Origin of the sequence: Carboxydothermus islandicus (genome assembly GCF_001950325.1) — a bacterium.
GTDB classification, from domain to species: domain Bacteria; phylum Bacillota; class Z-2901; order Carboxydothermales; family Carboxydothermaceae; genus Carboxydothermus; species Carboxydothermus islandicus.
On the sequence record NZ_BDJL01000125.1, the window covers coordinates 18,226 to 32,446 of the forward strand.

Genomic DNA, 14,221 nt, shown 5'->3' on the forward strand with positions numbered 1-14,221 from the left:
TAAAAAATGAAAAATACAGGCGGGATTGGTATGGATGAAAAAAATATGATTTTTGCTTTAGATATAGGGACGCGGACGGTTATCGGGGTTGTTGCGGAAGTTTTGGCAGATGGAAAAATAAAAATTTTAAAAGAAACCATGCGGGAGCATAACGAACGCTCCATGTTAGACGGGCAGATTCACGATATAGCTAAAGTGGCAGGGGTTGTAACGGAAATCAAGGAAGAGTTAGAAAAAGAGCTCGGAACAAAACTTACCAAAGCGGCGATAGCAGCGGCCGGACGAGCCCTTTATACTGCCACCGCTTATGCCGAAAAAGAAATTGCCGGGGGCGAGGTGAGCGCCCGGCAGGTTTTTGAATTGGAAAGCCAGGCCATAGCAGCGGCAACCGAAGCTCTTGGCAATCAAGGGGATGTAAGATACGAACTGGTGGGTTACAGCATTATTAATTATTATTTAGACGGCTATCCTTTTAAAGCACTGGAAGGACACCGGGGAAAAAAGATAAGCGTTGAGCTGGTGGCCACATTTTTGCCGGAAACGGTTACTGCCAGCCTGCAAACGGTTCTTTTACGGTCGGGGTTAGAACCGTTAAGCTTAACCCTGGAGCCTATTGCGGCTATAGCGGCTACCGTTCCCGAAAGCCTGAGGTTACTTAATATTGCCCTGGTGGATATAGGGGCCGGAACTTCGGATATTGCTATTGCCCGGGATGGTGCGGCGGTAGCTTACGGGATGGTACCGGAAGCGGGCGATGAGGTAACCGAAGAAATTATGCGGCAACTGCTCGTGGATTTTCCCGATGCGGAAAATATCAAAAGGCAATTGAGCTTAAACAAAGAGATAGTCTTTTACGATATTTTAGGACAGGAGGTTAAATTACCGGCGGCAGAAATAATTGCCAGAATTGGGCCAACGGTGGAGCGGATAGCTGGAAAGGTAGCCGAAGAAATCAAACGGCTTAACGGGGGAACTCCCAAAGCGGTATTTTTAGTGGGAGGAGGGGCTAAAACTCCCGGTCTTACAGAGAAGCTTGCCGAACTTTTAGGGCTTGACGTTAGCCGGGTGGCGGTTAAAGGATGTGACTTAAGGGAGCAAAAATTTTTAACGGTACCGGAAAGGCTAAAGGGGCCCGAAGGGGTTACGGTTCTTGGCATACTGCTAACGGCACTAAAAAAATCCGACCTCGGTTTTATTACCGTCTTTTTAAACGGGAGAGAGGTTCGGTTATTACATCGGCAAAATTTAAATGTTGGCGAGGTTTTAAAGCTTTCCGGAGTAACACCGGCAGAAATCTTTGGCCAGGAAGGAAAAAGCTTAATGTTTTATCTTAACGGAAAGAGGCGAGAAGTAAAAGGAGAATTACCCCGGGTTTGTGAAATTTATGTGAATGGCCAAAATGCCTCCTTAAAAACAGCCGTTGGAGCGGGAGATTCCATAAAATTTGTACCTGCCCGGGATGGCATTGATGCAAAGCTTACGGTAAAAGACCTTTTAAACGAGTATAAAAGTATTGTCATTAAAGTAAATGGAGAAGAGAAAGCTTTAAATCCCGTGGTAACCTTAAGGGATGAGGTTTTAGCCGATGATTATTTAATTAAAGAGGGGGATAATCTTTTTATCTGTTCCCGGGAAACGGTGGGGACATTGTTCGCTGAACCCGGAAAAATTTTGGTAAACGGAAGAAAAGTAGATTTAGACTACCGCTTTTTTCCGGGAGATGAGGTGGTTTTAGGGGAAGAGGGTTTTTTCCCGAATAATGACCCGTTGGCAATAGAAATTACCTTAAACGGCAGGACGGTGAAACTTGGCGGAAAATCAAGCTACATCTTAGCCGATGTATTACCCTACTTGGAAGAAATTCCTCCCCGGGTTAGTGCTTTGAAAATCTTATTAAATGGCCGCGAAGCCGGGTTTACCGATGAGATTAAAGACGGAGATATGATACAAATTCTTTTTTAGAAAATGTGTTTCTTTTTTTAAACAAAAAATAAAAATTTTCAAAAAACAATTTTGTTGTCCCTTTATTTTTTTTAAAAATTTGCATATAATAAATTTAAATAAACTTTTCACTGAAACAACATTATTTTGACATTGGAGTCTAAAATAGGGGGAGAGAAGGAATGTTTTTATACGTTGATTACGATGCCTGCCAGCATGAACCAAGCTGTAAAGCTGCAGAGTGCTGCCCGACCGGGGCGATCACATATAATACCGAAACCCGAAAAATTAGTGTTAATAAAGGTTTATGCAATTTTTGCGGTGAGTGTCTAAAAACTTGCCCGTATGCGGTTTTTCATATCGTAGAAAATGAAGCGGAAGCAAAACGTCTGGATGAAAAGTTGCGCCAGACCAGAAATACTTTTGAATACTACTTGAAGAAGTTTTTTCAGGTTACCAAGAATATTATTCCCTATCGGGAGTTAGAAGGATACCTGGATGATTTTCCGGGGATTAAAGATATTGCCGTATTATTGGTGGACGATGAACTAAAAATCTTTATAGTACCGGAAAACGGGTTTGATAAAATTAAATTTGTGGAGTTTGCTAATAAGTTTACGGAGCAGCCGGTACCGGCTAATAACGTTATCCTTTTAGAACAAATTCCCCGGACAAAAACCGGAAAGATACATTTTAGCCAGATATTGGGGCAAACTTAATCCTGTAGCAATACAGGATTTTTTTGTTTTTTATTACGAAAAAGGAGGTTTTACAATGAAAAAGGTGGGGTTGGTTAGTACGTTATTGCTTTTACTGCTTTTTTTTGCTGCGGGGTGTACTAAGAAAATTCCGAAAAAAGATCCAACCAATTCGCTGGAAAAACCGGCGGAAGAGCTTAAGATGGCCGATTACTTTCCGGTTGCCCCAAACTTCTACTGGGAGTATGAAGGGATAGGAAACGAGTTTGCCGGGGGAAGGGTGGACACGGAATTTATTGAAGGTAAAAAAGTGCAACTTTCGCAGCAAAACAGCGGGACTACCTTGGCCAAGATTTTTACTGTGCAGGAGGACGGGGTAAAGCTTGTCTATACTAAAGAAGAAAGTTACTGGCGAATTAATTACTTAGATGTTACAGGGCAAGAGGGGGAGTATTACTTAAAAGCTCCTCTAAAAGTTGGAAGCACCTGGCAGGCGGGTGACACTGTCTGGATGATTGAAAGCCTTGCGGAGAAAATAAAGGTTCCGGCGGGAGAGTTTACCTGCATTAAAGTGGTGGGTAAGTCTAAAAACAACACTATTGAAAGGTATTTTGCCAGGGGGGTTGGGCTGGTAAAGCAGGTATTTATCTTTGGCGGCGATGCGGTAGTGGAAGATAATCTTATAAAATACGGTAATGGAGAAAAAGATGGCAATTTACCGGTGAAAAAAATTACGATTTATTATCCCGCGCCGGATATTGAAAAACTTTTAACCGACGTTCGAACCGAGAAATTTAAAACCGGGGAAGGACTGGCGGAAAGAATAACCGAAATTCTCAAAGAAGATAAATACAAAGTACTTGGGGCAAACGTCCGTCTTTTAAACTTTGTCCGGGAGGAACAAACTCTCAGGTTAAACTTTTCCAGGGAATTAATTACGGAATTAAATGCAGGATCAGCTTTTGAAGCTTTAAAAATCGACAGCATCGTTAATACTTACGGTCGGAACTTTGGCGTTGAAGGAGTTATTATAAATGTGGATGGTAAAGGGTACGAGTCAGGACATTTTGCTTTTGGCAAAGATGAAATTTTAAAAGTCAAGAAATAATTGACAGTTGAAGAATATAATAGTACAATAAAGCGATAATCAAAAGTTTTATTTTTTAAAGGAGGAGAAGTTGTTGAAAAATTATTTTCCTCTGCGCGAGTTTTTACTCCTTTTTGAGGATGAGCGGGAAGCGCAAAATTTTCTCCAGTGGTTGAAGAACTTAAAGGAAAAAGGCAAATTTAGCGGCAGGGTGATTGAAATTTTCGAGCCTCAAGAAGGAGCGGTGTATGAACATCTGGTAGAGGATGAAGAACTATATCTCGATAACGCTCACCTTTTAGCCGAATATATTAATGACGGTTTAGGGAAGTTTTATCAGGAGTACCGGCGGCCAACAATGAAAGACTTGCCTAAAAAGCGGGCTTTTTCCTGTAAAAACTGCATTCATTTTGAACGGGAGATGCCGGTGGAAGTAAGAGATGATTTTTTAAGTAAAATAACGTTTTACTCGTATCAGGGGCAGGATTTAACTACCGTTTCGGCAAAGACTATCGGGCTTTGCCGGGAAGTGTACGGTTTATTTGATGAAACCGATGAGTTTTTTGATCCGGATTTTGATGTAGATAAATTTGCAGTACTGCCCGAAGGAAGTTTTTGCCAGAACTTTAAGCCCAAGCCGGAAGTTTTAAAACGATTTATTGAAAATGATGAAATTTTGTCGTTAAACGAAGTTGCGGTAAACTTAAAAATCAGCTTGGCGCGTCTTAAGATTTTAATTGCCAGCGGCTGGTTTCGGGTAGCAAGTTTAGATGAGTCGGGAATGAAATACGTGCACCGTAAGGATTACGAAAATGTGAAAAAGAAAGTTTTAAGCCGGGGGTAGACCCCGGCTTTATTTAAACAAATTAAGGGCGGTAGTTATCATAAGATAAGCAAGATAAAGGGCGTATAGTTGGGCGGCCCAGCTTAAAACGGTAAAAATAAGATCTAAGTGAAAAAGATTGAGCCAGGCCAACCCCTGGGGTAAAGCAGAAAATAGTATAAGTTCCGAGTAACCCAGTAAAAACCGCTGAAACAGTAAGTCCGGATCGATTTTTGTAATATTTTTGCTGACAATAATGGCAGTAAGGTAAGCTACAATAAGATTAACTACAGCCAGAAGGGAAAAAAATAAGATAAAGATACCCAAAAAAGTTAAAATTATTGCTGGCTGTTTAAAAGAAAGAATTTGGTAAAAGTAGTCCGAACTTTGTGAAAAAGGGAAAAACATAAGGCCAATTATTAAGAGAAAAGATGCTATAAAATAATTATAAAATGCTTTTTTGCTTCCGGGATAAAGTAACAGCTTTTGCATCGCCGCCCGGGGTTGGCGGATATAGGAAACAAAAGACATGGTTAATCACCTCTTGAGGAGTATTTATAATATTATAACAAATTATCAAAAAATTATGAAGGTGAGGGGAAACAGTGGATTGGATGGAGCGTTTTAAAGAAGACCACTTAAAGGTATTGCAGCTTTGCGATAAATTGGAGGGAATAGTAAAAGATATTAAAGTAGGAATTGCCACGCCAAATGTAATGTACGATTTAAAGGAGTTTTTAGAAATAATCGAGAAGATGATAATACCCCATTTTCAGAAGGAAGAGGAAAAAATTTACCCCGAAATTGCTCAAAAGACCGGAGAAGAGGCGTACATAAACGAGATGTATGAAGACCACCGGAAGCTCTATCAACATTTTTCCGCGTTTCAGGAGGGTATTGAGAAAAAGGACTTTTCTTTAATAACGGCGGCGGGTGCGGAAATAGCGGAGCTTTTACGGCATCACATCTACAAGGAAGAAAAAGAACTACCGAATCTCAAAGACTTGTCAAAATAAGGTAGAATTATTATAATAAGAGATAGTTAAATGTCGCAAAGGGGAGTAGCCGCCCGGTTATCCGGGAGAAAGAGCCGACAAACCCGGCGAAGAGCCCGGTTCTTTCACGAAAGGCAAGACCTTTGTACCTAAGAAGTTATTTTTTAGGTATAAAGGTCTTATTTTTTTGTAAACTAAAAATTGTTAGAGAAAGAGGTGAGGCAAATGACTGTAATCTTACTTTTTGGCAGTCTGCTGTTTATTTTGGGGGGAGCGGTTTTATTTACCAATGGAGTAGAATGGCTGGGGAAAAAATTTAAGTTAAATGAAGGTACGGTAGGAAGTGTATTGGCGGCGGTGGGGACTGCTTTACCGGAAACGATGATACCCATAATAGCCATTCTCTTTGGTACCGGTGCCGATGCTCATGCTATAGGGGTGGGGGCTATTTTAGGGGCTCCCTTTATGTTAAGTACCCTCGCTTTATTTTTAACGGGCTTGGCGGCCCTTTCATTTAAAAAACGGGAAAACCGCCGGGAACTTATGGTAAACGGTGAGGTGTTTAAACGGGATTTAACATTCTTTTTACCTTTTTATGCTTTAGCCCTCTTAGCTTCATTTTTACCTTACGCAGGCAAAATTATGGTGGCTATTGTGCTGGTGGGTGCTTATGCTTATTACCTAAAAATAACAATTACTGCCCCTGCCGGTGAAGAAAACTGCCACGAGTTGGACCGGTGCTACTTTGCTCCCCGGCATGAAGATCCGCCAACTTTTGCTATTATTGCTCAGGTAGTGGTTGCATTGGCAATGATAGTTTTAGGGGCCGATGAATTTGTAAAAGGGATTGAAATGGCAGCGAAAGCAGCAGGGATTTCACCGCTGGTGCTGTCACTGGTAATTGCTCCTGTTGCTACCGAACTTCCGGAGAAGTTTAACTCAATAATCTGGATTCGGGACCAAAAAGATACCTATGCCCTGGGAAATATTACCGGCGCAATGGTGTTTCAGAGCACTTTAATTCCAGCTTTTGGTATCGTATTTTCCGACTGGCACCTGGATTTTTATGCTGGACTATCGGGAATACTGGCCTTAACGGCAGGTTTATTAGTTTATCTTGGTTACCGGTGGAAAAAGAAATTATCTGCCAGGCTTTTACTGGTAAATGGTCTTTTATATGTAGTGTTTATCTATTTTGTCGTGAGGGGTTAGTCGGCTAAAGACTGGTTTAAATAAGTTTTAACTACTTTGTTTTGCCTGTCAAGTTCAATTAATACTCCAAATACATAATGCCCTCGAAAATGGTAACGGGGTTCTAAAAGATAAATTTTTCTCCCCTCGGGTGTATCTTTAACTTTAACGTAAGTAAACTTGGCAAAATTTAAAAATGCTTTTGCTTCGGGAGTGGAAAGGACAACCCTTGATTCTTCTGGGATTTCAGAGGATTCAAGGGTTTTTGTTTCAATTATTTTACCGCTTAAAAATTTAGCTTCTCCTTGATGGATTGTTTTGCCCTCCTGGGCAATATAACGCCAGGAGAAAAGGTCGAGGGGATCGGGATAAACGGTTATTTTTGCTTCAGGGTAGAGAAAAGCTACCTTTTGCCAGAGATGGTGCTGGATTTGCCAGCGGGCGCCGATATAAATAAGAACTAATAAAAGGGTGGAGAGAAATACCTTCTGGGGTGATTTTCCCAGCCAGAATAAAAGAAAACCACCGGCAAATATTAACAATATATACAGGTCGACTATCATTAATATATCATAGGAGTAGAGCTTTTTTGATAAAGGCCAGAACAAAGCTGTTCCGTAAGAAGTAAGCAAATCCATGCCCACATGAATAAAGCCGGAAACGAGGGCTATACCAAAGAGATAGCCAAAATTTGCTTTGGGGTTTAAAAAGTAAGCGATAACGGCTGAAAGAAAAGATAAGGTCACCACTCCCCAGGGGGCATGGGTCAGAGTACGATGGTACTCAAAATATTTCAAAGGCCCCCAGGCCCGGGTGACAAAATCTACGTCCGGGGCTTCGGAAGCTAATACCGAAGCTATAGTTATTGCTTTGGCTAACGCCGGGTCGGTACCCGCCGGTAAAACGGCTTTAGCCAGGGCGTAACCAATAAGTCCATGGGTCAGGTTGTCCATCTTGGACCTCCTATAGTGGTGGTATGTCGTAAGTGGTTGGTGGTCGGTATTGAGTGGTCGGTAAAAAATTCGGATTACTGACCACATACCACCTACCACTTTTTTCGTAGGGTCGTCTCCAGCTAATTAAAAAATTACTGTAGGGGCTGCTCCAACAATATATTTGATAAAATTATAACAAAAATAGCGGGGGTTTCCCGCTATTTTCGTAAGTCATGCAGCATTTCTTCGTATTTTTCCTTACTAATTTCACCTTTTGCATATCGCTCTTTTAACAAATCTTCTGGTGATTTGGTTATACTTAATTTAGTAATTCCGTTATTTTTAGCTAATAGTTGAAAGGCGATGTAAATAATTAAAGCTAAGAATAGTAAGCCAAAGATCATCATAATAAAACCTCCTATCATATTCCAGGGTCCTAAAGCTTGATTCCAGCAATACCAAAACATGATAACCACCCGCTATTTTCGTAAATCTTGAAGCATTTCTTCGTATTGTTCTTTGGTTATTTCTCCTCGGGCGTATCTTTCCTTTAAAAGTTCTTCCGGAGATTTTCCGGAGGTAACTTTACTTATAATATCGTTTCGGGTAAGAAGTTTGAAGATGAAATAAATCACTACCGCCCAAAAGAGAAACATTAGGATCATCATAAAGATACCTCCAAGCATGTTCCATGGAGTTAGCCGATCCCAGAAATACCACATCATCGTTATCACTCCTTATTTTTTAAGATCTTCTAAAACTTTTAAATAATCTTCCCTAATTATTTCCCCGCGAGCGTACCGCTCTCTTAAAATTTCTTCTGCCGAAGAGCGGTGGTTTGTATGGGAAACATGATGGCCGCAGCTGCCCATGGGAAAAAAGATGCCAAACCGGCGGAAAATCAGGGCTGCTACCACTATAACAGCTAAAAACAAAAGCAGGTTTATTAGTAAACTGCCGGGGTAATAACCGTAACCGTAGCCAAATCCCGGGAATCTTCCCATCATTAATATCGCCTCCTTTTAAGTTTATTATAAAACCTAATTGTTACCAAAGTGTTTCGTGTTTATTGCAGATTAACGGAGAAAATATTTCTTTGGCTGTCACAAATTAGGGGTTAAAATCGTCTTAGAGGTAGAAAAAGCGGTAAAGGAGGGAGAGGGTGGAGCACAGTATAGTTGAAACCCTTTATAAGGAAATGTATACCAAACTTACCTTCAGGATTAATAGTATTGTAAAAAGGGTAGATATTGCCGAAGAACTGGCTCAGGAGTGTTTTGCCAGGCTCCTCCGGGAAGATATAAGCAGTATAAGTAATCCTGTCGGTTGGCTTTTTAAAGTGGGAGAAAATCTTGCCTATGATTATCTCAGGAGTGCCCGGGAGATTCCGCTGTTAGAAGGAGCGAAAACTTCCGGAATTAATTTTATTGATGAGGTGGAACTGGTGAAAGAAGCTCTGGCAACCCTTACCGAAGAAGAACAAAAACTATTACTTTTACGGGAGAAGGGCTATAAATACAAGGAGATAGCCCAAAAATTAGGGATTAGGGAAAGCTCGGTGGGCCAGAAACTCTGCCGGGCGCAGGCCCGGTTTAAAAAAAGTTATTTAAAATTATCCGGAGGTGATTAATTTGAAGGGCCGTTGTTTGGATGAGGGGATTTTAATGGCTTATGTGGATGATGAGCTAAATTTAGGGGAAATGAGGAAGGTAGATGAACACCTTGAAGAGTGCTTGAAGTGCCGGGAAAAGTTAAACGAAATTAAAGCTACCAGAAAATTTACCGCGACAAAGCTTTCGCATTTGACTGACGGCGAAAAGGTTAATGCGGCAAGCCTTAGGAGAAAATTCTGGCAAAATGCAATTTTACCCCGGGTGGCAGCGGTAGCGGCGGCCGCTTTAATCCTGATCGGGGCGCCAACGATAGCCGATGAACTTTACACCTTTTTCCGGGCTGAAAAGGTCGAAGTAGTCTCGGTTAATGCGGCGGACCTGGAGAAACTTTCCGATATTTTTAATAAGGTGGGGGAAAGCAAAATAGAAGGACTTATCGAGGTTAAAAGAGAGATGACTTTAAAACCGCGGGATTTGGCTCCCACTGATATTAAAAATATCCCGGCATCTTTAAATCCCGTTCCGGAAAATTTACCTTCAACTTTGGAAAAATATGCGCAATTGAATAATTTATACCAAGGGGAAGGATTTAAATTAACGGTGAAAGTTAATGTTAAGGAGATGAACAGGCAGCTGAAGTTTTTGGGAGCCAAAAAGCTATTTCCGGAAACCCTGGAGGGAAAAGAGTTTAACATCAGCGTAAACCCTGGTTACCGGGCCAATTACAACCTGACAGGTGGCGGTAATAATGGTGGTTTTCTTAGCATTACCCGTCAGGCAGTACCGGAAATAAAAACCCGGGCCAGGATTACGCCGGAAGAAATTGCCGAAGTTCTCTTAGAGCTGCCGGGTATCCCCGGAGATCTAAAAAGCTCTCTGGCAGGACTTGTCGGTGATTTAAACAGCGCCCTGGTGATACCGGTTTACAAGGGAACATCGGTGGAAGATGTTAAAATCGCCGGTGTAACCGGAAAGATGCTTGAACAATCGGGTGGAAGCTATCGGGTGCTGGTGTTTTTAAAGGGGGGAATTCTTACCGTAATTGAAAGCTCTCTTGATAAAGAAACCCTTTTAGAAGTAGCAAGGGGGCTTAGCTGGTAACATGGTATTAGAAAGTGTCGATTTAACAAAATATTATGGCCGGGAAATAGGGTGCCGGAACATTTCTCTGGGGGTTTCCTCCGGGGAAATCTTTGCTTTTTTAGGGCCAAACGGTGCCGGGAAAAGTACCTTTGTGAAAACTGCCCTGGGCTTATTAAAACCTACCTCGGGGACGATACGGCTTTTTGGGAAAAGCCCGGAAGACTTGCATGTCCGCCGTAAGGTAGGCTATCTCCCGGAAAATATTCGCCTGCCGGAGTGGATGACGGCAGAAGAGCTTTTGCGCTTTCACGGGAAACTCCTCTACCTTCCGGAGAAAAAGTTAAAACGAAGAATAGAAGAGGTTTTAACCCGGACCAAACTCTGGGAGCGGAAAGATAGTAGAATCAAGACCTACAGCCAGGGGATGCGCCAGCGACTGGCCCTGGCGGTGGCCTTATTAGGGGAACCGGAACTTTTATTTTTGGATGAGCCAACTTCGGCTCTGGATCCGGTAGGCCGGATTGAAGTCCGGGAAATTATCACCGACCTTAAAAGACAAGGAGTAGCGGTATTTTTAAACAGCCATCTTTTATCTGAGGTGGAAATGGTAGCCGATAGTGTAGCGATTATTAACCGCGGGGAAATAAAAGCCCGGGGAAAACTTGCGGAACTTTTATCCGGACGCGGGATTTTAATCCGCGGGGAAATTCCCGAAGCTCTTCTTAATAAACTAAAATCCCGGTATCAAACCGGGGAAGCCCCGAATGGGTTAAAGCTTTTGGGGGTAAGCGAAGAAGAAGTACCGGCAATAATGCGGGAATTGGTCCTCGGGGGAGCTAATATTTATGAGGTTCGGCCGTTTAAGGCGGCGCTCGAGGAATTATTTATCCAGGCGGTGGAGGGCAAAAATGGGGCAGATAATTAGTTATACCTTAAGGGAAGCGGTGCGCAGGAAAACTCTTTTGGTAATTGTCATTTTAGCGGTGGTTTACCTTATTCTTTTCGGTACCGGCCTTTATTTTATCAGCGATGATTTAAAAATTTATAAAAGCCCTACTCCTGATATGGCGTTACAGCGTTATATTCTCTTAAATTTTTTCTTTTCCTTTGGCTTGTTTTTCGCCTCCTTTGCAGTAAACGTGATAGCGGTATTTAGTGCGGTCGGGGCGATTTCCGGAGAATTAGAAGCGTGGCTTTTACAGCCGCTACTGGTACGTCCCGTTAAAAAGTGGGAGGTATTTTTGGGAAAATTTATTGGTTACGGTCTTTTGGGCATTATTGCGGCGATAATTTTAATATTGGCGCTGGTAGCCGAGTTTTACGTTATTACAGGTTTTATCCCCCAGAATGTCTGGCTTGCAGGACTTATCTTAAGCGGAATGCCGCTTATTTTAACGGCGGTGACGTTGACCGGGTCGGTGCGGTTGTCGCCGGCGGCTAACGGTTTTTTTGCTTTTACCCTGTATATGGCTTCGCTGGTTGGAGGGATGATGGAGCAGGTGGCAAGCTTCTTTCCCGGACAAACGAAAATTTTGCAAGAAATCGGCCTTTTAACCAGTATTATCCTTCCTACCGACGCTATTTACCGCAAAGGGGTGTCGTATATTTTTTCTGGAGTTAGCAACTTTGCCGGACCTTTAACCTTATTTGGCAGCGCCAGCCCCCCGAGCTTGTACTTTCTCGGATATACCCTTCTTTACCTGGTGGGGGTAGTAATTCTGGGAATATATCTTTTTAATAAACGGGAGGCAGCGTAGAAAATTTAAAAAATTAAAACTTTTTCAGAGGGACTTGACAGGTGGTAGTTTCGAATTTAAAATCAAATTCAGTTTAATGCGAACTAAATAGCGGCGATGACATAGATCGCCTCTTATCAAGAGTGGCGGAGGGACTGGCCCAATGAAGCCCGGCAACCGGCCTAAAATTTAGGCAATGGTGCCAATTCCTGCGGATTAAATTCCGGGAGATAAGAGGAGGAGTAAAAACCCTCTTCTAACCGGAAGGGGGTTATTTTTTTGCAAAAGAGGTGGTAACAGTGATTATTATTAAAAACCTGGACATTACGTATCCGGGGAAAAGAAAGGTAAAAGCGGTGGATAATGTCAGTTTAGAAATAAAAAAAGGTGAAATTTTTGGCATCATCGGCTTATCGGGCGCCGGAAAGTCATCGTTACTGCGGGCAATAAACGGGCTTGTCCGGCCTACTTCCGGTGAAGTTTGGGTGGATGGCGTGGAAATCACACGGCTATCAAGTAAAGAACTTCTAAGTTTGCGGCAAAAAATCGGGATGATCTTTCAGCATTTTAACCTCTTGGATTCCCGCACTGTTTTTGGGAACGTAGCCTTTCCCCTTGAGATAGGGGGCTATCCCAGGGAACGGATAAAGAAGCGGGTTATGGAAGTCCTGGAGCTGGTGGGACTTTTGGATAAAGCGGATAGTTATCCAAGAGAACTTTCCGGGGGTCAAAAGCAACGGGTGGGAATTGCCCGGGCGATTGCTGCAAACCCCAAGATTCTTCTCTGCGATGAACCCACTTCTGCTCTGGACCCGCAAACGACGGGACAAATTCTTAAGTTACTGGCAGAAATTAACCGAAAGCTGGGGATTACGATAGTTATCATTACCCATGAAATGCGGGTGATTACCGAAATCTGCGACCGGGTGGCGGTAATGGACAACGGACGGGTGGTAGAAGAAGGGGTAGTAACCGATGTCTTTTTAAACCCCTGGCACCCCATTACCAAAGAATTTGTCAATACCGTAATCAGCAAGGAATTACCGGAAGAAGTTTTGTTACAAGCCCGGACCAAAAGACCCGACCGGGAGGTGCTCTTGCTGCGCTTTGCCGGCAATACCGCCAATGAGCCGGTGGTATCCAGGATAATCAAAGAAACGGGTGTGGAGTTGAGTATCCTTTACGGCAATATCGGACATTTAAAAGACGTTCCCTACGGAATTTTGGCGGTAGAGATTTTCGGGGATGAAAACAAACGAGACAAGGTCCGGCAAATTTTGCACGAGCTTTCGGTGAAACTGGAGGTGGTGTAGAAGTGGAATACTGGCCTGAAATCATAAAGGCTACGTATGAAACCCTTTATATGACCGGAGTATCTCTTTTCTTTGCAGCGGTAATCGGTATTCCGGTGGGGGTTCTCTTAAATGCCGTTTCAAATGGTGGGATAATGCCCAATCCTGTAATTTATAGCATTCTGGGCTCGGTAGTAAATGTCCTGCGCTCGGCGCCTTTTGTAATCCTGATGCTGGCGGTAACTCCTTTGACCCGGCTTATTGCCGGAACGTCTATCGGTAGCAGCGCAGCGATAGTACCTCTAACAATTGGGGCAGCGCCTTTTGTTGCCCGGTTAATAGAGGCCAATCTCAGAGAAGTTGACCCTGGAGTGGTAGAAGCGGCCCGGGCCATGGGGGCAAATAACCGGCAGGTAATTTTCAAAGTACTGTTACAGGAAGCCCGAGCCGGAATTATTTTGAGTTTGACCAATACTGCTATAGCCATAATCGGTTATTCGGCCATGGCCGGAGCCATTGGGGGTGGAGGTCTTGGTGATCTCGGAGTCCGGTATGGTTATATGCGGTTTCAAACGGATGTGATGCTTATAACCGTTGCTATTTTGGTAGCTCTGGTGGAAATTGTGCAGGCTACGGGCAATTTTTTAGCCCGTAAATATAAAACAAAATAATAAAGGAGGAGGAGTTAAAATGAAAAAATTTTTGGTAGCTTTAGTGCTAATTTTAACCCTGGGCCTTTTTGGCTGCGGAAGCCAAAAAGCTGCAGAAAAAGTTTTAAAAGTTGGGGCGACCCCGGTACCCCACGCGGAAATTTTACGGCAGGGACA

Annotated in this window: 17 protein-coding genes and 1 riboswitch; of the genes, 12 read left to right on the forward strand and 5 right to left on the reverse strand. The window is 42.8% G+C overall.

The features are described from left to right. The first annotated feature begins 30 nt into the window (after nucleotides 1–30). From ciss_RS10105 to ciss_RS10120, 4 genes are all read left to right on the forward strand, one after another. Nucleotides 31–1,962, forward strand: a complete 1,932-nt coding sequence (locus ciss_RS10105) for a cell division protein FtsA (protein WP_166504017.1) — start codon at nucleotides 31–33, stop codon at nucleotides 1,960–1,962. Nucleotides 1,963–2,123: 161 nt separating this feature from the next. Beyond that, nucleotides 2,124–2,660: a 4Fe-4S dicluster domain-containing protein gene (locus tag ciss_RS10110; protein WP_075866179.1), complete on the forward strand. Its 537-nt coding sequence runs from the start codon at nucleotides 2,124–2,126 to the stop codon at nucleotides 2,658–2,660. 55 nt (nucleotides 2,661–2,715) lie between these two features. Beyond that, on the forward strand, nucleotides 2,716–3,747 hold the full coding sequence (locus ciss_RS10115) for a GerMN domain-containing protein (RefSeq protein ID WP_075866180.1): 1,032 nt from the start codon (nucleotides 2,716–2,718) through the stop codon (nucleotides 3,745–3,747). A gap of 73 nt (nucleotides 3,748–3,820) precedes the next feature. After that, nucleotides 3,821–4,570: a hypothetical protein gene (locus ciss_RS10120; protein WP_075866181.1), complete on the forward strand. Its 750-nt coding sequence runs from the start codon at nucleotides 3,821–3,823 to the stop codon at nucleotides 4,568–4,570. Between the two features lie 9 nt (nucleotides 4,571–4,579). Here ciss_RS10120 and ciss_RS10125 read toward each other — a convergent pair whose 3' ends face one another. After that, entirely contained in the window at nucleotides 4,580–5,080 is a 501-nt protein-coding gene (locus tag ciss_RS10125) for a hypothetical protein (RefSeq protein ID WP_075866182.1), read from the reverse strand. An 83-nt stretch (nucleotides 5,081–5,163) separates the two neighbouring features. Between ciss_RS10125 and ciss_RS10130 the strand changes: the two genes are divergently transcribed. Together ciss_RS10130 and ciss_RS10135 are read left to right on the forward strand one after the other, a co-directional pair. Beyond that, nucleotides 5,164–5,565 carry a hemerythrin domain-containing protein gene (locus ciss_RS10130; RefSeq protein WP_235837295.1) on the forward strand — a complete coding sequence of 134 codons (402 nt, stop codon included), beginning with the start codon at nucleotides 5,164–5,166 and terminating at the stop codon, nucleotides 5,563–5,565. A 204-nt stretch (nucleotides 5,566–5,769) separates the two neighbouring features. Beyond that, nucleotides 5,770–6,756: a sodium:calcium antiporter gene (locus ciss_RS10135; RefSeq protein WP_075866184.1), complete on the forward strand. Its 987-nt coding sequence runs from the start codon at nucleotides 5,770–5,772 to the stop codon at nucleotides 6,754–6,756. Here the strand turns inward: ciss_RS10135 and ciss_RS10140 are convergent. From ciss_RS10140 to ciss_RS10155, 4 genes are all read right to left on the reverse strand, one after another. Beyond that, complete coding sequence (locus tag ciss_RS10140; RefSeq protein ID WP_075866185.1) at nucleotides 6,753–7,688, reverse strand: metal-dependent hydrolase; 936 nt, start codon at nucleotides 7,686–7,688, stop codon at nucleotides 6,753–6,755. The genes ciss_RS10135 and ciss_RS10140 overlap by 4 nt on opposite strands. A 200-nt stretch (nucleotides 7,689–7,888) precedes the next feature. After that, nucleotides 7,889–8,077 carry an SHOCT domain-containing protein gene (locus ciss_RS10145; protein WP_049752106.1) on the reverse strand — a complete coding sequence of 63 codons (189 nt, stop codon included), beginning with the start codon at nucleotides 8,075–8,077 and terminating at the stop codon, nucleotides 7,889–7,891. A gap of 72 nt (nucleotides 8,078–8,149) precedes the next feature. Further along, nucleotides 8,150–8,395 carry an SHOCT domain-containing protein gene (locus ciss_RS10150; RefSeq protein WP_075866186.1) on the reverse strand — a complete coding sequence of 82 codons (246 nt, stop codon included), beginning with the start codon at nucleotides 8,393–8,395 and terminating at the stop codon, nucleotides 8,150–8,152. 12 nt (nucleotides 8,396–8,407) lie between these two features. Then, entirely contained in the window at nucleotides 8,408–8,677 is a 270-nt protein-coding gene (locus tag ciss_RS10155) for an SHOCT domain-containing protein (protein WP_075866187.1), read from the reverse strand. A 155-nt stretch (nucleotides 8,678–8,832) separates the two neighbouring features. Here ciss_RS10155 and ciss_RS10160 point away from each other — a divergent pair, with 155 nt between their 5' ends. The 6 genes from ciss_RS10160 to ciss_RS10185 all read left to right on the forward strand — a co-directional run bounded on the left by ciss_RS10160 (nucleotide 8,833) and on the right by ciss_RS10185 (nucleotide 14,065). Beyond that, nucleotides 8,833–9,300: an RNA polymerase sigma factor SigX gene (locus tag ciss_RS10160; protein ID WP_075866188.1), complete on the forward strand. Its 468-nt coding sequence runs from the start codon at nucleotides 8,833–8,835 to the stop codon at nucleotides 9,298–9,300. Between the two features lies 1 nt (nucleotide 9,301). Beyond that, entirely contained in the window at nucleotides 9,302–10,384 is a 1,083-nt protein-coding gene (locus ciss_RS10165; protein WP_075866189.1) for an anti-sigma factor family protein, read from the forward strand. 1 nt (nucleotide 10,385) lies between these two features. After that, nucleotides 10,386–11,291, forward strand: a complete 906-nt coding sequence (locus ciss_RS10170) for an ABC transporter ATP-binding protein (RefSeq protein WP_075866190.1) — start codon at nucleotides 10,386–10,388, stop codon at nucleotides 11,289–11,291. After that, nucleotides 11,275–12,123, forward strand: a complete 849-nt coding sequence (locus ciss_RS10175; protein ID WP_075866191.1) for an ABC transporter permease subunit — start codon at nucleotides 11,275–11,277, stop codon at nucleotides 12,121–12,123. Before ciss_RS10170 ends, ciss_RS10175 begins: the two co-directional genes overlap by 17 nt. 110 nt (nucleotides 12,124–12,233) lie before the next feature. Further along, nucleotides 12,234–12,339: riboswitch (SAM riboswitch) on the forward strand. 62 nt (nucleotides 12,340–12,401) lie between these two features. Continuing rightward, a complete protein-coding gene (locus ciss_RS10180; RefSeq protein ID WP_075866192.1) occupies nucleotides 12,402–13,415 on the forward strand; it encodes a methionine ABC transporter ATP-binding protein in 1,014 nt (337 codons plus the stop codon). A 2-nt stretch (nucleotides 13,416–13,417) separates the two neighbouring features. Further along, nucleotides 13,418–14,065, forward strand: a complete 648-nt coding sequence (locus ciss_RS10185) for a methionine ABC transporter permease (protein WP_075866193.1) — start codon at nucleotides 13,418–13,420, stop codon at nucleotides 14,063–14,065. Nucleotides 14,066–14,221: the final 156 nt, after the last annotated feature.